This is a genomic window from Sporosarcina sp. P12(2017) (assembly GCF_002743035.1).
Lineage (GTDB): Bacteria > Bacillota > Bacilli > Bacillales_A > Planococcaceae > Sporosarcina > Sporosarcina ureae.
In genome coordinates, this window is record NZ_PDYL01000019.1 from 1 (window position 1) to 20,134 (window position 20,134).

20 protein-coding genes are annotated in these 20,134 nt (G+C 39.9%); 14 read left to right on the plus strand and 6 right to left on the minus strand.

All coding sequences use genetic code 11. From position 1 onward, the window contains the following. Positions 1 to 257: 257 nt before the first annotated feature. A complete protein-coding gene (gene rpoN, locus CSV80_RS14245; RefSeq protein ID WP_099671432.1) occupies positions 258 to 1,532 on the minus strand; it encodes an RNA polymerase factor sigma-54 in 1,275 nt (424 codons plus the stop codon). Between the two features lie 117 nt (positions 1,533 to 1,649). Then, on the minus strand, positions 1,650 to 2,075 hold the full coding sequence (locus CSV80_RS14250; RefSeq protein WP_099671350.1) for a DUF1284 domain-containing protein: 426 nt from the start codon (positions 2,073 to 2,075) through the stop codon (positions 1,650 to 1,652). A 166-nt stretch (positions 2,076 to 2,241) separates the two neighbouring features. Between CSV80_RS14250 and CSV80_RS14255 the strand changes: the two genes are divergently transcribed. Then, positions 2,242 to 3,162, plus strand: a complete 921-nt coding sequence (locus CSV80_RS14255; RefSeq protein WP_099671351.1) for a DMT family transporter — start codon at positions 2,242 to 2,244, stop codon at positions 3,160 to 3,162. Between the two features lie 99 nt (positions 3,163 to 3,261). Here CSV80_RS14255 and CSV80_RS14260 read toward each other — a convergent pair whose 3' ends face one another. After that, on the minus strand, positions 3,262 to 4,491 hold the full coding sequence (locus CSV80_RS14260; protein WP_099671352.1) for a Fic family protein: 1,230 nt from the start codon (positions 4,489 to 4,491) through the stop codon (positions 3,262 to 3,264). A 263-nt stretch (positions 4,492 to 4,754) separates the two neighbouring features. On the opposite strand from CSV80_RS14260, the gene CSV80_RS14265 reads away from it, so the two are divergent. The 7 genes from CSV80_RS14265 (at position 4,755) to CSV80_RS14290 (ending at position 11,754) form a co-directional block, all read left to right on the plus strand. Beyond that, positions 4,755 to 6,116 (plus strand): alkaline phosphatase, encoded by a 1,362-nt coding sequence (locus CSV80_RS14265; RefSeq protein ID WP_099671433.1) that lies wholly within the window; start codon positions 4,755 to 4,757, stop codon positions 6,114 to 6,116. A gap of 237 nt (positions 6,117 to 6,353) precedes the next feature. After that, on the plus strand, positions 6,354 to 7,160 hold the full coding sequence (locus CSV80_RS14270; RefSeq protein WP_158231915.1) for a conserved phage C-terminal domain-containing protein: 807 nt from the start codon (positions 6,354 to 6,356) through the stop codon (positions 7,158 to 7,160). After that, on the plus strand, positions 7,141 to 8,421 hold the full coding sequence (locus CSV80_RS14275; RefSeq protein ID WP_158231916.1) for a replicative DNA helicase: 1,281 nt from the start codon (positions 7,141 to 7,143) through the stop codon (positions 8,419 to 8,421). Before CSV80_RS14270 ends, CSV80_RS14275 begins: the two co-directional genes overlap by 20 nt. After that, positions 8,418 to 8,888 carry a hypothetical protein gene (locus tag CSV80_RS14280; protein ID WP_099671355.1) on the plus strand — a complete coding sequence of 157 codons (471 nt, stop codon included), beginning with the start codon at positions 8,418 to 8,420 and terminating at the stop codon, positions 8,886 to 8,888. Before CSV80_RS14275 ends, CSV80_RS14280 begins: the two co-directional genes overlap by 4 nt. Next, positions 8,885 to 9,016 (plus strand): hypothetical protein, encoded by a 132-nt coding sequence (locus CSV80_RS18075; protein ID WP_255407663.1) that lies wholly within the window; start codon positions 8,885 to 8,887, stop codon positions 9,014 to 9,016. The genes CSV80_RS14280 and CSV80_RS18075 overlap by 4 nt, the downstream gene beginning before the upstream one ends. A 154-nt stretch (positions 9,017 to 9,170) precedes the next feature. Next, the gene (locus tag CSV80_RS14285; RefSeq protein WP_099671356.1) at positions 9,171 to 10,640 is read left to right on the plus strand and encodes a methyl-accepting chemotaxis protein; all 1,470 of its coding nucleotides are present in this window, start codon (positions 9,171 to 9,173) and stop codon (positions 10,638 to 10,640) included. 217 nt (positions 10,641 to 10,857) lie between these two features. After that, positions 10,858 to 11,754: an AEC family transporter gene (locus CSV80_RS14290; protein WP_099671357.1), complete on the plus strand. Its 897-nt coding sequence runs from the start codon at positions 10,858 to 10,860 to the stop codon at positions 11,752 to 11,754. Between the two features lie 138 nt (positions 11,755 to 11,892). On the opposite strand, the gene CSV80_RS14295 is transcribed toward CSV80_RS14290, so the two are convergent. Then, positions 11,893 to 13,152, minus strand: coding sequence for an ATP-binding protein (locus tag CSV80_RS14295; RefSeq protein ID WP_158231917.1), 1,260 nt, complete (start codon positions 13,150 to 13,152; stop codon positions 11,893 to 11,895). A gap of 378 nt (positions 13,153 to 13,530) precedes the next feature. On the opposite strand from CSV80_RS14295, the gene sda reads away from it, so the two are divergent. Continuing rightward, positions 13,531 to 13,647, plus strand: a complete 117-nt coding sequence (gene sda, locus CSV80_RS14300) for a sporulation histidine kinase inhibitor Sda (RefSeq protein WP_081657949.1) — start codon at positions 13,531 to 13,533, stop codon at positions 13,645 to 13,647. A gap of 246 nt (positions 13,648 to 13,893) precedes the next feature. Here sda and CSV80_RS14305 read toward each other — a convergent pair whose 3' ends face one another. Then, positions 13,894 to 14,277 (minus strand): VOC family protein, encoded by a 384-nt coding sequence (locus CSV80_RS14305; RefSeq protein ID WP_099671359.1) that lies wholly within the window; start codon positions 14,275 to 14,277, stop codon positions 13,894 to 13,896. 289 nt (positions 14,278 to 14,566) lie between these two features. Here CSV80_RS14305 and CSV80_RS17565 point away from each other — a divergent pair, with 289 nt between their 5' ends. Then, positions 14,567 to 14,737 (plus strand): hypothetical protein, encoded by a 171-nt coding sequence (locus tag CSV80_RS17565; RefSeq protein ID WP_158231918.1) that lies wholly within the window; start codon positions 14,567 to 14,569, stop codon positions 14,735 to 14,737. Positions 14,738 to 14,779: 42 nt separating this feature from the next. Here the strand turns inward: CSV80_RS17565 and CSV80_RS14310 are convergent, their stop codons facing one another. Next, entirely contained in the window at positions 14,780 to 15,682 is a 903-nt protein-coding gene (locus CSV80_RS14310; RefSeq protein WP_099671360.1) for a LysR family transcriptional regulator, read from the minus strand. Positions 15,683 to 15,869: 187 nt separating this feature from the next. Here CSV80_RS14310 and CSV80_RS14315 point away from each other — a divergent pair, with 187 nt between their 5' ends. From CSV80_RS14315 to CSV80_RS14330, 4 genes are read left to right on the plus strand one after another with little or no spacing between them, the layout of a single operon-like run. Further along, the gene (locus tag CSV80_RS14315) at positions 15,870 to 16,865 is read left to right on the plus strand and encodes a Bug family tripartite tricarboxylate transporter substrate binding protein (protein ID WP_158231919.1); all 996 of its coding nucleotides are present in this window, start codon (positions 15,870 to 15,872) and stop codon (positions 16,863 to 16,865) included. Between the two features lie 29 nt (positions 16,866 to 16,894). Next, positions 16,895 to 17,338 carry a tripartite tricarboxylate transporter TctB family protein gene (locus CSV80_RS14320; protein WP_158231920.1) on the plus strand — a complete coding sequence of 148 codons (444 nt, stop codon included), beginning with the start codon at positions 16,895 to 16,897 and terminating at the stop codon, positions 17,336 to 17,338. Between the two features lie 22 nt (positions 17,339 to 17,360). Then, positions 17,361 to 18,866: a tripartite tricarboxylate transporter permease gene (locus tag CSV80_RS14325; protein WP_099671363.1), complete on the plus strand. Its 1,506-nt coding sequence runs from the start codon at positions 17,361 to 17,363 to the stop codon at positions 18,864 to 18,866. A gap of 18 nt (positions 18,867 to 18,884) precedes the next feature. After that, a complete protein-coding gene (locus CSV80_RS14330; RefSeq protein WP_233208491.1) occupies positions 18,885 to 20,036 on the plus strand; it encodes a M20 family metallopeptidase in 1,152 nt (383 codons plus the stop codon). Positions 20,037 to 20,134 lie beyond the last annotated feature (98 nt).

Genomic DNA, 20,134 nt, shown 5'->3' on the forward strand with positions numbered 1-20,134 from the left:
TCAAGCATGTCAAAATGATGGTTGATAGACATAAAAAGAACTCCTTTCAAAAATGATGGTATGTATCTTTACCATCTTTTTGAAAGAAGTACACCTATTTCTTAAGTTGACAGCTATGGGCTCAAGCCACGCCCCTCGGAAAGCGTGCCTTTCGGAGTGCAGGGAAACGAGGTGAGATAGTTATGTCCCAGCCTCTTTCGTTATAGAGGTCATAGAGCACGTACCTAAGAAATAACGCGCGCATAAAAGTGTACATTCTATAAAATCGATTTCCGCTTACTAGACGACAGGATGTGAAGTTCTTCCCGGTACTTACTAACCGTCCTGCGCGAAATAGTGATCCCTTGTTCTTTCAAGAGTAAATCCACAATCTTTTGATCGGATAAGGGCTTACGTTTATCCTCTTTCGCAATCAGTGACTGGATCGATGCTTTTACAGTGGATTGCGACACACTGTCGCCATCCTGTGCGGCCAGTTTGGATGTGAATAATGAGCGCATGTCGAACGTGCCGGCAGGTGTTTGGATTACTTTATTGGAAACGGTACGGCTAATGGTCGACTCATGCATGTCAATACTGTCCGCCACTTCTTTCATCGTCATCGGCTGCAGAGCTTTTCTTCCTTGGCGAAAAAACGCGTCCTGTTTTTCGAGAAGGTCCGTCACAATACGAATAATCGTCTGGCGTCGCTGTTCGATACTCGTTAGCAACCATTGCGCTTGTTTATGATAGTCGCGCAAATAGGAAGACAGTTCAGATGTACCTTTAAGAGAAGATACATACTCCTTGCGCAGTCCGATTTTCGGAAGATCTCGGTCATTTAAATGAAACGACAACTTCCCGTGCTTTTCCTCTACGATCACGTCAGGCATCATGAATTCCGTTTCGCTGTGACCGAGCTCTGGACAAGGTCTCGGATGCAGCGTCAGCAGGAATTCATGCAATTCGTTTACGTGCGCCATCGTAATATTCATACCTTTTGCGATCTGTTGCCATTTACGTTCGGCCACATAAGGCAAATACTCTGATATGAACGTTTCCATTAATTCGGGACACGCTTCGCAACTTCTAACTTGCAGCAACAAACACTCCTGCAGTGTTCGAGAACCTATGCCAGGCGGACCGATGTGTTGCAGCAATTCGATACCGGTCTCTACATCTACTACAGACTGCATATCTGCACATAAATAGCCGTTATCATCTAAACTATGAATCAACGTCTTCAGTAATTGTTTCGTCTTAGGATCTTTGAAATCGACCTCGACTTGTCGAAGCATTTGGTCACGCATACTGACGTCTTGTTGCTTCACCCATTCTGTTGAATTCGGTTCCTGACTGGAGTAGTTTAGGGACTGCCGTTCTTGGAATGAATCCGTTCTTTCAGCTTCCTGTATTTCAATTACTGGGTTTTCTAACTCTTTTTCTCGTATATATAGCTCCAAATCATAAGTCGATAATTGTAATAGCTCGATCGCTTGCCGGAGTTCAGTCGTCATCCGCAAACTGAGTTCTTGTTTTTGCTGGAGAGACATATTCAACAAAATCTCCTCCTTATAATAAAGTACATGATGAAAGTGTATGAATGCGCTTTCATTTCTATGTACTTATCATATCATGCTCTATCGACTTGGACTATTGTTTGAAATAGTTTATTTTTCCTGAAGAACTTGCCGTAACCCTCTTGACTCCACTATCTCCTCGACACCTTCTTGGCAAAAACCGTACGAACGCCAAGAACAGGTCTCACACACTACGACAATATCCTCGGGCACGACACGTAACCGAATCCTTCTCTCGACCTCACGCCAAGGCAGCACATCGCTGACCTTCAATCCGAGCTTACGTAAAATTACCGTATCACGTTCATAAATTCCATCATCCTGACAATGATACGGTTGGCCTTCAGGAAACTTTGCGCATAAATAATCGGGGCCTTTCATGATCTGTATCATCGTATCCGGCCGCTCTCGTAACACATCATGGATCTTCGTCATATTTTCCGTGTACTCTTCTGAATAGCCCATCCCTCGGTAGCCAAGCAAACAAAAGATATGGTGCCCGCGTAATTTGATCATAGAAACCCACCTTTTCTAAATCATAGATTAGTTAACTAATTTTATGATTCAGTATACACATAATGGGGTGCGGGAGGGAAGTGCGAATTGTGGGACATTGACTTTAGAGGCATACCTTCTATAATTAGCCAATAAGAAAATATTTTGAAGAGAGGGCTAGTGGACTATGAAAGATCTAAAAGTAATTATCACATTGGTACTTGTCATGTTCACATGGGGAATTAACGTATCCGCTCTCAAGTATCTCGTGACCTATTTCGATCCGATTACGATGACGTCGATGCGTATTCTATCAGCTGCCGTATTAGTGTTTATCATTTTGTTTTTCCTGAAGAAAATTCGCTTGCCTAGAAATAGGGAGTGGCTATATATCGTCGGGGGTGCCGCGACCAATGTCGTGTTGCATCATTATTTTCTAGCGGAAGGACTCTCCAGAACGAGTGCTGCTAACGGAGGATTAATTCTAGGACTTGGACCGCTATTGACAGCGACGTTAGCTGTGTTCATTTTGAAAGAAAAAATTACGGGTGTACGTGCTATGGGCTTTCTGTTCGGTGGGGTAGGGGTCAGTATCGTAGTGCTTGGAGGTAGTGGGACATTAGGCAAAACTTCATTCGGAGACGTTGAAATCTTCCTATCGATTTTGTCGCAAGCCATAAGTTTTATGCTCATTAAAAAAGCTTCCAAAACAATGGATGCAAGACTACTGACAGGATATATGATGTTGGTCGGTTCCATCATTTTAGTCATCATCGCACTGATAAAAGAACCAGGCGGCTTTGCTGAATTAAGTAAAGGAACACCCACTGTATGGGGCGTATTCCTATTCTCGGCCTTAATCGCGACCGCCGTGGGTCACATGGCGTATAATTCCGCCATCCAAACAATCGGTGCTGCACGCGCTTCCATCTTCTTAAATTTCAATACATTTTTTGCACTCATTGGCGCGAGTATATTTTTAGGAGAATCCATTTATCCCGCTCACTTTATCGGGTTGGTATTTATTGTGGCAGGCGTCATCTTTGGTTCAGGGTCTTTGGAGATATTTATTAGGAATCGAAATAAACCGGTACCGCCTGTTGTATAGGTAGTAGCTGGTGGAGTGATTAAGATAATCCGCTAGTTTAACGATGAAACATTATTTTAACTAGCGGAACATTTTTACTAATAAATACTCAAATTCCTTTTAAATCTTTAGTGTTTCGTGTGAAAAATTAGAAGTCAGACTGTATGAAATTGGACGAAGTTGTTGGAGTGATACGATCCCTTCCTCTTCCATTTTATCGAGAGCCTGCTTGACTTTATAGCGTGAATAACCGGATAGGGTAATAAGTCGGCTTACCAAGATATCTTCGTTGGAACCGAAAACTGTCAGTACAAGTAAGTAAAAAAGAATTTCTTTCTCCTCTTTACTCGAATTCCAAGAATCATTCGTCAAGAAAAGTTGTATACGAACTAGTTTTGCTTCGCTAATTGATAAATCTTCAATTATATTATGTTGTCCCGCAATTAATAATTCCAACATACTTTTTAGATAAAATGTCAATTCTCCTTTATTCATAGGGGAAGGAACTTCTTCTAATGACTGGTAATACTTTACTTTATCTTTATTAATAGCGTAAGAGAAAGTTACTGCTGAGTAGCGCTCCAGATATTTGGCAAGATAACTACCAACCAACAGTCTACCTGTTCTACCGTTACCATCATAAAAAGGATGAATATATTCATAATAATAATGTGCAATTAAATACCGGAACAACTCTGGATGCGTATCATCTTGTAAAAACTGTATGAGTTGAAAGAGAGCTTCTTCTATTTTTACTTCTGTTTGCAAACCGACATGAGTAACTCTTGAGCCATCAGTCACTTCCACTTCGTCTTTTCTAAACAGACGACCATCTGGTGCATACTTCATAGAGATTTCATCAGAGACCAAATTATCGTAAAGTATTTGGAAATCCTCTAGTGTACGAAAAGGACCAATATCTTCAATATGCATATAGGTTTTCATCATACCCGTAAAACGTTTCATTTTTGGGTTAGGTTCTTGTAAGCGTTGTAGCACATGACTCAGTTCTTTCTTTGTACTGCGAATACCTTCGATCTCATTATTGCTTTGTGCGTCATTAATAATCAAGCGCTGGAAGTAGGGTTCTGCTGCAAATGCAGGTAACTTACTAACTAATGAAAGGATTTTGCCACTATTCAAGAGGGCTTCATTGTTCAGTTTAATAAGCTCGGGCGTCATGACATAGAACAGTTCAAAATGCTCCCGATCTAGCCTTCCTTTCCTGAATGCACGAATAGGTAATCGTGTGTTCATACTTCCATAACTAGTGATACGTTTCAAATATTCTTCTTCAAATGAATTGGTATCCAACTTATAAAAAAGCTTGCTCATTTTTTCGTAAATCATGATATAAACACCTCCCTAATTCAAATATATGCGTTTTTTTAAATTAGTATACATTTTTAATAGTATATTAACAAGTTTATGTAAAAAGGCTTTTACAGGAGGAGGTTAAAAACCTTGTTCTTAACTAAAGGGCGCGGCGAGTTATAATGTTTTAAAAACTCTTTCCTTACCAAACATTTACACAGCCTTCCCCGTATATTAATAATCTTCTAGTAGAGTGGAAGTTGATTACAAATACAGGAGGTTGTTTATTGTTGAAGAAGATGAGAAAGACCATCGTGCCCGTAGTAGCGCTTTCCGCTGCATTAATAGGTGGAGCCATCTGGACAAGTAATTATTCAGCGAGTTCAGCTGACGAAGTGAAACAGGACGACGCTCCGGAGATCAAGAACGTCATATTCTTGATTGGAGATGGCATGGGAAGTTCCTATACATCAGCTTATCGGTACTTCAAAGACGACCCGACTACCCCTGAGATAGAGTTAACAGCATTCGACCAACATCTAGTGGGTCAACAAATGACGTATCCTGATGATGACGAGGAGTCGATTACAGATTCAGCGTCCGCAGCAACGGCTATGTCGTCAGGTGTCAAAACATACAATAACGCAATTGCAGTAGATAAACAGAAAGAGCGCGTGGAAACCGTTCTCGAAGCGGCAAAAAAGGCAGGGAAATCGACAGGCCTTGTCGCGACTTCTGAAATTACACATGCTACTCCTGCAGCTTACGGTGCCCATAATGAAAGTAGAAAGAATATGGATGAGATCGCCGATGATTATTACAATGAACGCATCAATGGCGAGCATACAATTGATGTCCTTCTCGGTGGCGGGAAAAAACACTTTGTCAGGGAAGACTTGAGCCATGCGCATTCATTTGAACTGGATGGATATGGATATGTCACGATGAAAGAAGAATTATTGAAGAATAAGTACGATAAAATACTTGGATTGTTCGCGGATGGCGGCATGTCCAAAATGATCGACCGTCCGGCAGAAACGCCTTCGCTGGTAGATATGACAGAAGCGGCAATTGAGCGATTGAAGAAAAACGATGACGGATTTTTCCTCATGGTAGAAGGAAGCCAAATCGACTGGGCAGGACATGACAATGATATTGTCGGTGCGATGAGTGAAATGGAAGACTTCGAGAAAGCATTCAAGACAGCCATCGAATTTGCGCAACAAGATGAGCACACATTAGTAGTTGCTACTGCGGACCATTCAACTGGAGGATTTTCCATAGGCGCGGATGGCGTATATGATTGGTCTGCTGACGCAATTAAAGCAGTGAAACGTACTCCCGCCTTCATTTCTCAAGAAATCGCAAACGGGAACAATGTAGAAGAGACATTGGTACGCTACATCGACCAAGAAAGTTTGCCGTTAGAACAGAAAGAAATAGAAGCAGTCGAAGCTGCAGGTACAGAGGCGAGTGATATTGAAACGGCTATTAAGCAGATTGTTGACACACGCTCCTATACGGGTTGGACAACCGGTGGACACACAGGTGAAGATGTACCTGTTTATGCATATGGACCGTCTAAAGAGCGCTTTACAGGTTTGTTAGATAATACGGATCATGCGAATATTATTTTTGAAATTATTGCGGGGAAGAAGTAAGGCTCACAATCGAGACCATAAAGGAACATGTATGAAAAGTACTATCATTGGTCTGTTGTAAAAAGTCACCACGAAAAGAAGTTACAGCTCAAAACACGAGCCGTAACTTCTTTTTTTGTGTGCAATTTTCAACTTTATAAAAATAAAAATAAAAAACCAGTATCCTTTTTGAATAATTCTTCTATATGACTAATGAAAGAACAAATCATCAAGCAACTAAACAGGAGGCACAGAATAATGAAACAAAATAGCCGAGATATCAAAATACCATTTTCACCACAGTTTGCGGCAATAGTGGGTACGAATGAAGCGTTGTTTCTACAGCAACTGCATTACCGATTGCAAATATCTAAAAATCATAACGAAGGCCATAGATGGGTGTATAACACGTATGAAGAGTGGACGCATGAATTCCCGTGTTGGAGGATGCATGTGGTAAAGAGGTTAGTGAAAAAATTGGAAACAGACCAACTGATCATTACTTCTGCTTACAATAAAATGCCAATGGATCGTACGAAATGGTATCGAATTGATTACGAAAAGCTGTCACAGACGTGCGGCGAATTTGTACCATTCGAGCGAACAGAAATGGTCGATAGAGTCGAACAAAAACGTCTGTCTGAGGAGAACGTTTTGCTCCCAGCAATAACCAAAGAACTTAAACACACTACAAAGAAAAAAAGATATAGCGAGAAGGATCTCGCAACTATTTCTTCTGTCATTGAGTATTTAAACCAAAAAGCTTTCAAGCGATTCAAGGACAATACGAATACGACGAGGGATCTTCTCCATGAGCGTATCGAAGAAGGCTACACACTGGACGATTTCAAACTAGTGATCGATACGAAGGTGGCGCAATGGCTCCATCACCCACAATTTCGTCACTACTTGCAACCATCGACATTATTTAAAGCAGAGAAGTTTGAAAACTATTTGAATGAAGCCCCAATTGAAATGGTTCGATCAATTGTATTGGAAGCCTATGTGTCACCCACATTAGATTTTGAAAAAGGAGAGAATGCAAATGAGTTACGAACTTGCTGAAAAAAGCTTACTAGGTGCGATGTTTGAAGAAAATTATTTAATTCTCGATAGTCACATGCAAGCGAGATTCTTCCAGGGGCATATTCATCAAATGATCTACATGGTCATGCGGGAATTGGCGCAGGAAGGAAAACCGGTAGATTATATTACCGTTTTGGCTGGAAGAGAACCGAGCGAGCTCGGAGGAGTCAATTACGTCTATGGACTCAAACGATTTGCGAATGTCGTACGTTTTGATGAATACGAAGAGATGATCATCGACCAATGGAAAAAGCAAGAAACGGCACGGATATTGCAGCAAGCGATTGAGCATGATTGGAGCACGGATGATGTACTGCATGCCTTAGGGGAACTGGAAGAACTCCGTAGCGATAGAGAAGCGACTACTTTAACGGAACATCTACTCACACAATATGAAAGACCGTTCAGACCGGATGAAACAAAGCCTGGCATTTCAACAGGACTTAGCGATTTGGATAAAATCCTGAACGGCTTCCAAAGCTGCGAATACATCATCGTCGCGGCTCGGCCATCCATGGGAAAGACGGACGTGCTTAACCATTTCGCACTACAAGCCAGCAAAGATGGACATATGCCGATTATCTTCTCACTTGAAATGAGTCGTAAATCGATGATTGACCGAATGATCGCTGCGACAGGTGAATACAATCGCTTACGAATGCGCAATCCGTATAAATATTTCACCGAACCACAAAAAGAACGGTGGACACTCACGCTGAATCACTTGAACGGTGGGGGGATTCATATTGACGATCAAAGCACGTTAACCGTTAGAAAAATTAAAGCAAAAGCACGGAATATCATCAAAACGAATCCGACCAAACGACCGATTATATTCATTGATTACTTACAAATCATTCGACCTGAAGGCAAAGTAATCAATCAGACGGTAGCAATCGGCCAGATCAGCAATGAATTAAAAGCGATGGCAAAAGAGTTCAACTGTCCTGTCGTCGTCTTATCGCAACTATCAAGAGCGTCTGAAACGCGGCACGACAAACATCCCGTCATGAGTGACTTGCGTGACTCTGGAAATATTGAACAAGACGCCGACGTCATCGCGCTTCTCCATCGTGAAGATTATTACGACAGAGACAAAGAACCGACGAATGTAATGGAAATTGAAATTGCTAAACACCGCAATGGACCGACCGGCACGATTACGACCATTTACAGCAAAGAAACTGGCAAGCTATATGACTTCGATAAAGACTATTACAAAAGGGGAGAAAACAAATGATTACCGTTCAAGACATGTTCGACTACGCACTAGAAATGGACTTAGCACACTTAGCCAACAGCATCTACTGGGCCTTACTAAAAGACGAAGTTACATTTCAGGATGACAGTAAAAAACTCCAAGTAATTGAATTTGACGAAGTGGAAATTAAGCGATTGATGGAGAAAAACGACTTGAATATCGGCAAAGTAAATCTATTTGTTATGGACGGCCCTGATGACTGGTACGCTTTTTATCTGGCAGAGCATTCACTGGATGCCTACCGACTACATGAAGAATTATTTCGCGAACAACAACGCAACATCACACGAGCTGATCGACTGATGATCCACTACATGACCTTTGCGGAAACCGGTGCCGAAGAATGTTTGTATGAACATAAGAAAGAGATTATTACGTACCCAGCGTATGTGGGGCACGCGAAAGCAGGAGAGCGTGTGTTGTATCGGGTGGAGGTGGGGGCATGACCGAAGAAGAACGCGGCGTGCTGATCTTGGTAATTTGCTTGCGCTCGAATTATTCGATGAGCTATGTAGAGCAGATGGGGGACGACGAGTTGGGGGCGTTGTACGAAAGGTTGATAACCAAGTGGTAGGATTGAAAAAACCTTTGCCACCTCTTCTACTGAAACATTATATAAATATAATTGAATCAAAATACCTATATATTTAGATAATTCAAAATGATACCTTATACATAAGGGTATTCCATAACCCTCCTAGGCTATCGCCTCCAAAGGAGAATGAAAGATGAAAATAGAAGAACTCAAACACACAGATTGGATGAACAAAAACAAAATTATGGCGCTTAGCTTTGGACTGGCTGCGGGACTTGGACTCCTTGCTCAAATCCTTCTTCAGTCGTCGGCGATTATTATTACATCGGTTGCCATTCCGTTCGTCGTGGCCATCCTTTTTTACGTATTTATGAATACATCCACTTTCATTGCGAAACAATTTCCATACATCTTAGTCTTTTTAACTTTCAGCATTTCCATGAGTCTGATTCTATTCTCGAATGCTAACTTAGGGACGATTGGCGTAATCTATCTGGTTTTAGTGTTAGGTGCCGTTCATGGGAAAATGCGTATTATTGGATTTGCCTACGTATTGAGTCTACTTGCATTACTCGTGAACAATAAATATTTCATATCACCTGAGATTATTATTGGAAGCGGTTCTAATTTACTTCTACTGCACTTTCTCACAGCACTTTGCTTGTTTTTATTAGTCAGACAGAATGATCGTGTCTTTCATCACGTAGAAGAGCTTCTCGCACTTACGTCGCAGAAAGCCGAAGAAGAACAAGTGCTGTTTGAGGAGCTGGATGCAGCGGTGACGAACATTACGTCTAACCTAGCATTTATTCAAACGAATGCGGCCAGATCCACTACTTCTCAGCGTGAAATGTTAGAGGCGGTCAATGAAGTGAGTTCAGGCAGCCAACATCAGGCGGATCATATTTCGGAGATTGCGGAAAATGCGGAGCAGACATATGAAGCGATTCAAGAGATTTCGACAGGGCTTGGTGAACTGGGTGCCAAAACAAACGACGCAGGTAGTAAAGCGGAGACTGGAACTGCACAAATGGCTCGTTTGAAAGAGAGTCTCGATACATTTGCCGAATTCTTTACAGATTTGAATGATACATTCGGTATTCTTTCTAGTAAAATTGACGAGACGAATGCATTTGCCAGTTCGATTAAACAAATTACAGAGCAAACGAATTTATTGGCGTTAAATGCATCGATTGAAGCAGCGCGTGCAGGCGAACACGGCAAAGGCTTTGCGGTAGTGGCGGATGAGATTCGTAAATTGGCTAGATTGACAGATGAGACACTTCAGAAAATTGATACGAATTTAGTGGAGTTGAATAGTACGAATACGATTGCCGTTGGAAAATTAGAAGAAGGCTTGAAGCAACTGACGATGCAAAACAGTGTGGCGGATGAATCCAGTGCTTCATTCGGCATGTTACATCAAGTCATGTCTGCATTGCAAAACGAGTTAGCTACATTTATCCATGAATTTGAGATCATTACAGGACGCACATTGACAATTCGTGAACGTACAGTAGAGTTTGCCGCGGTAGTGGAGCAGAGTACAGCAGCAGTAGAAGAATTAAATGCGACGCTGACTGAATTGGCAGGAGAGCAAGAAGAAATTGCAAAGTATATCAATGAAACACATGATGAAGCCATTGCGATTCGTAGAACGTAATGTTCGGTAGCTTACCAGTAGCAAATTAACTCAAAACGCAAAAGAAGTTACCTATACAAAAATGGTAACTTCTTTTATTTGTAGTTTTGTACATGTACGTACAATTAAAATCCCATACATAGAGACAATCTACAGGATTACGATTAGTATTGAATCTATAAGGGGGCTTTGTAGTTCATAAAAGCCACGTAATGATAGAATCGTTAGAGGTGTATAAATGGGATTATTTTTCACGGTTATTTTACCGATTATTTCAGTATTCATAGTGGGGTTCATTTTACAAAGAGTCAAAGGCTTACACATAAAATCAATTTCTTCTCTTTCGATTTACATACTAACGCCTGCTCTAGTCTTTACTTCCTTATATAAGGCAGACTTTAATGCGAGCTATATGACGATCCTGATTTATATGTTTGCTCTTTTTTACGCAATGGTTTTACTCAACAAAATCATTGCGAAAATCTTTAAATGGAATAAAAAAGTAGAGAGTGCTTCGATCCTGGCCACAGGTTTCATGAATTCTGGAAACTACGGTTTGCCGGTCGTGTTATTTAGTTTAGGAGAAAAAGCGCTACCTTATGCCATATTCATTATGGTCATACAATCATTGCAAAATAATTTCTTCGGTGTGTATTATGCGTCACGCAGTACGAGTGGCATCGGTCGATCCATAAAAATGGTCTTTAAAATGCCGACAACGTATGCCGCGATTTTCGCTTTCGTTTTCCAGTATTTCAACATTACGGTGCCGGAATCCATTATGTCGACTACGTCCATGGTCGGGGATGCAGCGATTCCTGTCATGATGATCATGCTAGGGATGCAACTAGGGTCCGTGATCAGTAAGAAACCCAATTGGCAAGTAGTCATTTCAGGCGTAGTATTGAAAATGGTTATTGCACCTATACTTGCGTTTGTTTTCGTCATGTTCGTAGGAATGGATCCTCTAGTAGGTACAGTCCTCATCATAATTTCAGCAATGCCTACAGCGGCCACGACGACTATGTACGCGATTGAATTTGATACCGAGCCGGAACTCGTTTCCATGATTACGTTAATATCTACGTTGCTGAGTATTATCTCGTTAAGTATTCTGTTGAATGTCATTATTTGAACGAACTAGATCTATACAGGTTTTAAAAAACCCAAAATAAAAAGAAGTTGGAGCCCGAAATGGCTTCAGCTTCTTTTCGTTCCAATCATCTAAGTGAAAGTATTAAAACAGGGGGAGTATGCAACGGTGTAAGCCTAGTTAGAATTTCGGCAAACTAACTGTAAAGGTCGTCCCTTTACCAACCTCCGTATTTAGTAACAAGTTTCCATTATGATCTCGAATGATTTTTTCGCAAATCAACAATCCTAACCCTGTTCCATCCACTTTTGAAGACATGAATGGATCACCTATTTGACTTAGGATTTCATCAGGGATACCTGGACCATTATCGGAAACATCAATAGTCACGTCATCCTGATCGTCTTTCACATGAAGCGTGATCGTACCAGTTTCCATAGCCTCCACCGCATTTTTGATTAAATTAATAAATACTTGTCTGATTTTTAATTCATCACCAAAAATGGTCATTTGGGTATTATCCGATTTTACATGCATGTCGATGGCTTTCTTGCCCATATCCGATTCCATCCGCACCTTAACCACTTCGATTAATTCCGAAATATTGATCACCTTTTGATTGACTACATGCGTTTCAGCTAAGGATAAAAATTTAGATGCTGTTTGTTCTATTTCTGTTAATCCTTTTTTGATACCATCAAATTGTGCTTGACTAGCTTCACTACGATCACTCGCAGTGAGATCCAACAATTGTAAACGACCTTGAACGACCGTAAGAGAGTTGCGAAGTTCATGAGCAATGATAGAAGCTAATTTTCCGGTGATGTCTAATTTATCTCGACGTGTATCATGGTTTCGTAGTTCATTTTCAAATTGCAGTTGTTTTGCAATCCCTGTATAATGAACAGGGCCTTTTTTGTATAAATGCGAAGGTGAGAAATCGGTATCCGTCATATGGTATTCATGGGTTTGCAAAAGTTCAATTAAGAGTGAACCAGATAAAGATAAACCTTCATATGCACACACAATAATGTAATTCTTTGCGATGTTCGCTACTCTAGAGAAAAAATCGTCAAAGTTCTGTTCGTGTAATGCGATACAAGGAATTAACGTTTTTTTACTCTGAAGCCGCCATGTCGCCAATCCCCACACGCGAAGTACGCTTCCTTCTATTACATGAGAATCAAAAAAATCATTTAAATTCTTTAAAACATGCTCAGCATTAAAATTTTCGTGCGTTTCGTATGCAATGTCGGTATCAATAAAATAAACGGTATCCACTTGCTCTTCCGTATAACCGGCATTTCTAAGATTTTCTTTAACGGAAGCAAAAAATTGTGGCTGATCTACATACAAAATAGTGTGGTCTTTATCCAGCCCTTCCGCTACATAGGAGGTAGCATGTTCTATATACTTGTTACTATCTGTGTACGTATACACCACATGACCTACTAGTAAGGATTCCATGCCTTTAATAGGTTCCGTTCTCCTATTTGTATCGCTTACATTTATGATTTTAAACACCTCCTCTGAATACAATGAATAATAAGTTATATTATACCATTATATTTACTAGAATTGACAACATTTATGTCATATTTTAGTACATTCATGGTATTCTGGGAGAGTGTTAGTTAAAGGGAGAGTCTTTAAAAACATGAATCAGCGTGCCAACCAGACATGTTCCGGTGGGTGGGGCGGTGAGCAACAACTCCACTGCAAAAAAACGTACACCACAAGTTCACCAAAAAGTTTAAATGCTTTATGTAAGGGGTATGGTAAGCAAACGAAGTTCATAAACAAGAAAGCAGGTGCCTTATGCTAAAATTATCAAACGCTGCATTGCTCGAAGCCTATGAAAGCACAGAAGAAATACGTGTAGAACCAGAATTTATTCAACTACTTGAAGAAGAAATAAAACGCCGTGGTTTATAGATGCCATGGCGTTTTTTGTTCTATAATGTGTAGATTTTTTTGAATAACGATGAAGGTTGACTGCATCCGCGCTCCGGAGGGAGATTCACCACACCCCAACTGAAAAAATGGTTCTTCGTTATGGCTTTCGCTCCGATCAACTAAGTGAGTGCTTTAAGACTAACTCCTTACATGCACTAGGTTACCAAGTAAATTAATTGATGTAATTCCAAGAATATTACTTTTTATGCCACACGCTACTATTAGTTATTTACTCTTTTCCATAACCGCAAAATAATTTTGTTCGCTATCGGCAAAATTAAATACCCTTCCCGAAGGCATATTGACCATTTCCCCGACTGTGACATTTTCATTTGACAGGGTGCTATGTAACTTTTCGAGATCATCTGTGAAAAACAGTAAAGAAGGAGTACCAAGATTCAATTCTGGCTGCATGTCAGCAATCATTCCCTTGTTGTGAAGGATCATACTGGTTTCAGCTTCTTTTGTGGGAGCTATTTCAATCCATCTCATTCCTTGACCGTTATCTTCATCTGAAATCACAGTAAATCCAACCTTTTCCGTCCAAAAATCCACAGCCTCATCTTGATTTTGTACATACAACATAATTTGACCAATTTTATTAATCATTCGTTTCGCTCCTTTTCAATTTTGAGTTTAGTATACACGAGTTGATACGAATACAATCAAAAATGCCTGTTTGTTGAATATTGTTTATCACAACATATTTCCGTGCCTAGTATATCCGCTATCGAATGATCAATAGAGAATCCCACAATGAAATATGATTAGGCACTCTAAGGAAACCAACAGCATCTAAATAGTTCGCATCAAATTTCGATACTTTCTCCATCTTGTCAGTTGCCGTCATATTTTCTTGCTGTAGGTAGTACTCACTGCCTCATGGGAGTAGGTGAATTTGAATGAATGGCGATGGTCGAGTTCAGAAAATCGTTTTATTAATTTGATGCCTTCGTTGAGTACTTCAGGGCCGATTCTGTTTCAGGGGATTGCGGATATTTTGGATGGTTTTATTTGGTTGCTCTTTTCATTATTGGACTATCGCCCTAAAGGGAGGCTGTATATCTAGGCTTTTTTGATAGATTTTACATACGTTTAACATAAAAGTTATTTAATGAATATCCAAACCCTTTAAAATTTCTTTTGTAACTTCAATGAAATGTTCTGTTGCCGCTTTCTTTACGCTTTTTTTTGATATGACCAAATTCAATTTTGTATGAATAATGGGATCAGATAACTCTAAAAGTGGAGGCGGATCAAATCCCTCTAATTTCGAAAAGGCTTCCGGGCAAAAAGCTATACCCATGCCTCTCTTTACCATACTAAGCATAGGTAGTGTTTCGGTTCCCCAATAAATAACGTTAGGGCTAAATCCACGAAGATGACATTCTTCCAAGATATCGTCAGAGATTCCATGACCAAAAGTTGTATGTTGCAAAAAGAACTTTTCGTCTTTTAATTCTTCCAATGTAACTGATTTGTTTTTGGCTAAAGGATGAGATGGAGGGAGGGCGACTAACAATCGCTCCGATAGTAAAGCTGTTGCATGTAGATCTTCTTTATTGAACACATTACGTAATATACCTATATCCATTTTGTGGTGACGAATTTGATCTAAAATATAAGCGGCATTCCCTTCTTTGACATGAACGGTTATAGGAATGTCGTGTTCATTAAAATAATGGACGACATCAGGAATAATAGTGAGATTAGCAATGGTTGAACAACCTATTGTGACATGACCTCGTTGGCCTTGGTGGTGTTCGTTAATTTCTTGAGTAATGATTTCTGTAGAGGCTAATAATTCTTTCCCGCGTTCATACAACAACTCACCGGTAGTATTAAGATACATCCTTTTTCCAACTCTATTGAATAAATCAACGCCGAGTTCTTCTTCGAAGCTTTTAATGGATGCACTTAACGGAGGTTGTGTGATATTAAGTGCTACGGCAGCCTTTGAAATAGTTCCGTACTCGACGACTGCTATAAAATATTTTAGTTTTTGAATATTCATATTCAGCAATCTCCTTTATTTCTATATATGAAAAGAGTATATAGTATACACTTGATATATATTTTACATTTATAAGGTATAGATATAGTATAGCACTATGTTTAAATCTTCTGAATGCTCAGTGCATAATTTATGGCGAAGAAAGTAGAAAATTAAACTAAAAATGAAAATAAGGGGGAAATATTTGATGAAAAATAGTAAAAGGTTCACAGTGCTATTCCTTGCATTGGCACTTGTTATTCTTACTGCTTGTACTAAAGAGGCGGGAAATGAAAGCGCTTCAAAGGGTGGTTCGGATTTCCCGAAACGTCCAATTAATTTGATGATACCATACGGCCCAGGAGGTAGTGCGGATGTACAAGCACGCTTGATCGCCCAATCCCTTCAAGACCAACTTGGAGAAACAGTCAATGTTGTATCTAAGCCTGGAGCAGCTGGTGCGACAGGTATGAACTCACTAAAAGGCTCTAAACCAGATGGCTATACTATTATTTTGACAGCTGTAGGTCCATCTACTTTGACACCAAATGCAAATGAAGTGGGATATAACGTATCGGAAGATTTTTATCCGATATCACAAATTTCCGAAGCACCATATGGCATAGCTGTTAATTCAGACTCAGGTATTAATTCTTTAGACGATTTATTGGAATTTGCAAAAGAGAAACCTGGTAATGCAACCTATGGCACTACAGGAGCTGGGTTGCACCAACATGTTGTTACCTCTGACTTTTTGAACCAACTTCCGGATGTGGAAATGGAGCATGTCCCGTTCGATGGAGGGGCAGAAGCAGTTAGTGCGCTACTTGGAAATCATATCACTGCGGCTGTAAATACTATTTCTGAGATTATACCTCACGCTGAAAATAATGCACTCAAAATTCTAGCGGTTACTACAGATGAAAGATTGGAAAGCTTGCCTGACGTTCCTACATTCAAAGAATTGGGTTATGAATTAATCGGTCAGGGCGCGTGGTTTGGTTTTATGGCACCTAAGGATACCCCTAAAGAAATTGTAGATACTTTGGACGGCGCCATCAAGAATGCATTGGAAGAAGACAAAGTTAAAGAACAATTTGAAAACGCAGGACTTCCAATTAAATACCTAAATTCTAATGAATTCAAAGAGAAAGTATTAGTTGAAAACGAAAAAAATGCAAAAGTAATTCAGTCGTTAAATTAAAATAACACGACATAGGTGGTATGGAATCTATGAAAAAAGAAGTTAGTGACATTTCTACAGGTATCGTTCTATTGTTGTTTTCTGTGATCGGTTATTTTTATTCAGCCAAGTTAGCAGTTGATTCTACGACTAAATATGGACCGGATTTCTTTCCGAAATTAGTATTTCTTCTATTGATGATTACAGCTGTATTCTTACTTTTGACCGCAATTCTGAGGTTCAAACGCAGTACAGAAATAATAACGATTAGCGGAAAGATGATTTTTGGAGTTGTTTTCTTCATTCTTTTGCTAATTGGTTATATTGCTTTGTTCTTTTTTGCGGGGTTCATTATCTCGACCATCATATTCCTTTTTATCGGGCAATGGTTATTTGGAATTCGGAAGATTCCAGTCTTGATCGCAACATCTATACTACTGCCTTTTGCTTTATATTTTGTGTTTACTTTCCTTTTCAAAATTCCATTACCTTAAACTTTAAAAAGGAGGGGATTCTGTGTCCCCAGATATTCTTGCAGGATTACTATTCGCTTTGGCACCAGTCGCGCTCCTTGCTAGTTTAGCAGGAGTTGCACTGGGGATTGTATTTGGAGCATTGCCTGGACTCACAGCGACAATGGGTCTTGCGCTATTAGTACCACTCACCTTTGGCATACCACCTGTAGTCGCATTTAGTGCTTTATTAGGAGTATATGTTGGTGCTGTTTATGCAGGGTCAATCACTGCAATCCTAGTTGGGACACCTGGAACGGCGGCAGCTGCGGCAGCGTTGTTGGAAGGGCCAGCAATGACTAAAAATGGCGAAGCAAAAAAAGCTTTGACTATGACAACAGTAGCATCTGTGGTCGGTGGAATATTCAGTTGCGTTGTGCTAATCCTAGTTTCACCGCAATTAGCGAAATTTGCCCTGACATTCGGACCGCCTGAATACTTTGCTTTAGCTCTATTTGGATTATCGATAGTGGCAGGTGTTTCTGGTAAGTCATTATTAAAAGGTGTGATTGCAGGTTTACTTGGTTTATTCATTGCATCTATTGGTTTAGATCCAGTGAAAGGAACCGAAAGATTTACATTTGGAAGTGTTGATCTATTGAATGGAATTAATGTTGTCCCTGCTTTAGTTGGATTATTTGCAATTTCGGAAGTATTAACGAGAGTTGAAGGCAAGGGAGAACAGTTGAGAAGTAAAATCGGATCTACTTCTATCGGCTTGAAAGTATCGGATTTAAAAAGAAACTGGTTTAACATACTTCGTTCTTCAGCGATTGGAACTTTTATAGGGATTATTCCAGCAACGGGTTCTGGAGTGGCTTCTTTCGTTGCTTACAATGAAGCGAAGCGTGCTTCGAAAGACAAAACAAAGTTTGGAAAAGGAAACGTGGATGGATTAGCTGCAACTGAATCTGCCAATAGTGCAGTAACAGGTGGAGCATTAGTGCCTCTATTGACATTAGGTATACCAGGAGACGTTATCACGGCGGTTATGCTTGGTGCATTGATGATTCAAGGGCTAACACCAGGACCGATGCTATTTACAACAAATGCTGATGTGATTTATGGGATTTTCATGGCGTTAATAGTAGCGAATATCTTCATGCTAGTACTGGGACTTGGAGCTACTAAAATATTTCCAAAGTTATTGCGTATACCAGAAGGAATATTAATGCCAGTTATTGTGGTGCTTTGTGTATTAGGTTCATATTCTATAGCAAATTCAATGTTTGATGTAATGATTATGCTGATATTTGGATTGTTGGGATATGTGATGCTAAAAGTCGAATTACCTTTAGCCCCTCTACTATTAGCAATGATTCTAGCGCCTATTGCAGAAACGAACTTCAGAAGATCGATGTTATTGTCTCAAGACAGCTTAAGCATTTTCTTCACTAGACCAGTAAGTGCGGTCATTTTAATCATTACAATCCTCGTCTTCGGAAAAATTATATTTAATGAATTTAAAAAGTATACGTTAACAAGGAAATTAGAAAAGGAAAGTGATTGAATGATGAGCACTCAAGTAATGACACAGCTTACTGATTACCTAGCAGGAAATGAACAAGAGGCTTTGGATTTTCTTAAGTCGATTGTAAACACGGATAGTTTTTCCTACGATAAAGTAGGGGTCAATAATGTAGCTTCGAAAATAATGGGGTTGCTTGATAGTAAAGGTATTCCATATGAGGTAAGAGAAAATGAGGAATTCGGAAATCATATAATCGCTACTATTAAAGGTCCGAAAGATGGGAAAATTTTACTGATGGGTCATATGGATACGGTTCATCCAGATGGAACAACAAAAGAAAGACCTTTCGCCGTAGAGGGGAATCTTCTGCGTGGACCTGGAGTGTCAGACATGAAAGCTGGCCTAGTTACGATGATATACGCAGCAACAGCGCTTAAGGAGTTTGCTGCTAAGGATTTATGCGATATTGAAATCTTATTTACACCGGAAGAGGAAATCGGTTCCCCGATCTCAAGGGCAGTTATCGAAGAGAGAGCTAAAGATGCATTAGCTGTTTTCAATCTCGAAGCAGGACGCCCTGATGGTTCAGTTGTAACTGCACGAAAAGGGTCTGCGCATCTTAAAATTGAGGTAGAAGGAAAAGCTTCCCACTCTGGTGCATTCATTGAAAATGGAATTAGCGCGAATGATGAACTTGCGTTGAAAATGATCAAAATTAAAGAACTAATGAATAACGATAAGGACGTAACCGTTAATATTGGCATCATTAAGGGTGGTGTCAGTAATAATATGGTATCGCCACATGCAACAGCTACTGTTCATTCAGGATTTTGGAAAACGGAAGATTTCGATGAATTGTATAAAAGAATTGAAGAGATTGTAAATACATCGTATATTACAGGAACGAAAAGCACTTTATCCGGTGGAGTGAGTATCTTACCAATGGAATATAACGATGGCATAGCGCATCTTTTTGAAATCGTGGAAAAAAGTGCGCAAGAAATGTCACTGCCGATAACTGAGCAGAAAACCAAAGGAGCCGCGGATGCAGGGTTTGCTTCATCAATTGGAATCCCTACTATATGTGCAATGGGTCCTGTAGGCGGTAACTGGCATGCTGACGATGAGTATATGGAATTGGATACATTCCTTCCTAGAATGGAACTCTTAATGCGATCTGTCTTGTCGTTTTCAAAAAGTATTGATTGATAAGTCAGTAGGTAGGAGATAAACATGGGAATGAAAACACACTTTAATCGGTAGGATATTGTGTCTTCCCTTTATTTAACCGCAACGACTAATTAATT

Bases quoted from the DNA above. Each gene is read 5' to 3' on its own strand.
- rpoN (WP_099671432.1), bottom strand. From the start codon at position 1,532: ATGTCTCTCCAGCAAAAACAAGAACTCAGTTTGCGGATGACGACTGAA.
- CSV80_RS14320 (WP_158231920.1), top strand. From the start codon at position 16,895: ATGAAAAAAGAAGTTAGTGACATTTCTACAGGTATCGTTCTATTGTTG.
- sda (WP_081657949.1), top strand. From the start codon at position 13,531: ATGCTAAAATTATCAAACGCTGCATTGCTCGAAGCCTATGAAAGCACA.
- CSV80_RS14250 (WP_099671350.1), bottom strand. From the start codon at position 2,075: ATGATCAAATTACGCGGGCACCATATCTTTTGTTTGCTTGGCTACCGA.
- CSV80_RS14270 (WP_158231915.1), top strand. From the start codon at position 6,354: ATGAAACAAAATAGCCGAGATATCAAAATACCATTTTCACCACAGTTT.
- CSV80_RS14280 (WP_099671355.1), top strand. From the start codon at position 8,418: ATGATTACCGTTCAAGACATGTTCGACTACGCACTAGAAATGGACTTA.
- CSV80_RS14260 (WP_099671352.1), bottom strand. From the start codon at position 4,491: ATGATTTACGAAAAAATGAGCAAGCTTTTTTATAAGTTGGATACCAAT.
- CSV80_RS14285 (WP_099671356.1), top strand. From the start codon at position 9,171: ATGAAAATAGAAGAACTCAAACACACAGATTGGATGAACAAAAACAAA.
- CSV80_RS14310 (WP_099671360.1), bottom strand. From the start codon at position 15,682: ATGAATATTCAAAAACTAAAATATTTTATAGCAGTCGTCGAGTACGGA.
- CSV80_RS14290 (WP_099671357.1), top strand. From the start codon at position 10,858: ATGGGATTATTTTTCACGGTTATTTTACCGATTATTTCAGTATTCATA.
- CSV80_RS14305 (WP_099671359.1), bottom strand. From the start codon at position 14,277: ATGATTAATAAAATTGGTCAAATTATGTTGTATGTACAAAATCAAGAT.
- CSV80_RS14255 (WP_099671351.1), top strand. From the start codon at position 2,242: ATGAAAGATCTAAAAGTAATTATCACATTGGTACTTGTCATGTTCACA.
- CSV80_RS14265 (WP_099671433.1), top strand. From the start codon at position 4,755: ATGAGAAAGACCATCGTGCCCGTAGTAGCGCTTTCCGCTGCATTAATA.
- CSV80_RS14275 (WP_158231916.1), top strand. From the start codon at position 7,141: ATGAGTTACGAACTTGCTGAAAAAAGCTTACTAGGTGCGATGTTTGAA.
- CSV80_RS14315 (WP_158231919.1), top strand. From the start codon at position 15,870: ATGAAAAATAGTAAAAGGTTCACAGTGCTATTCCTTGCATTGGCACTT.
- CSV80_RS14330 (WP_233208491.1), top strand. From the start codon at position 18,885: ATGACACAGCTTACTGATTACCTAGCAGGAAATGAACAAGAGGCTTTG.
- CSV80_RS18075 (WP_255407663.1), top strand. From the start codon at position 8,885: ATGACCGAAGAAGAACGCGGCGTGCTGATCTTGGTAATTTGCTTGCGC.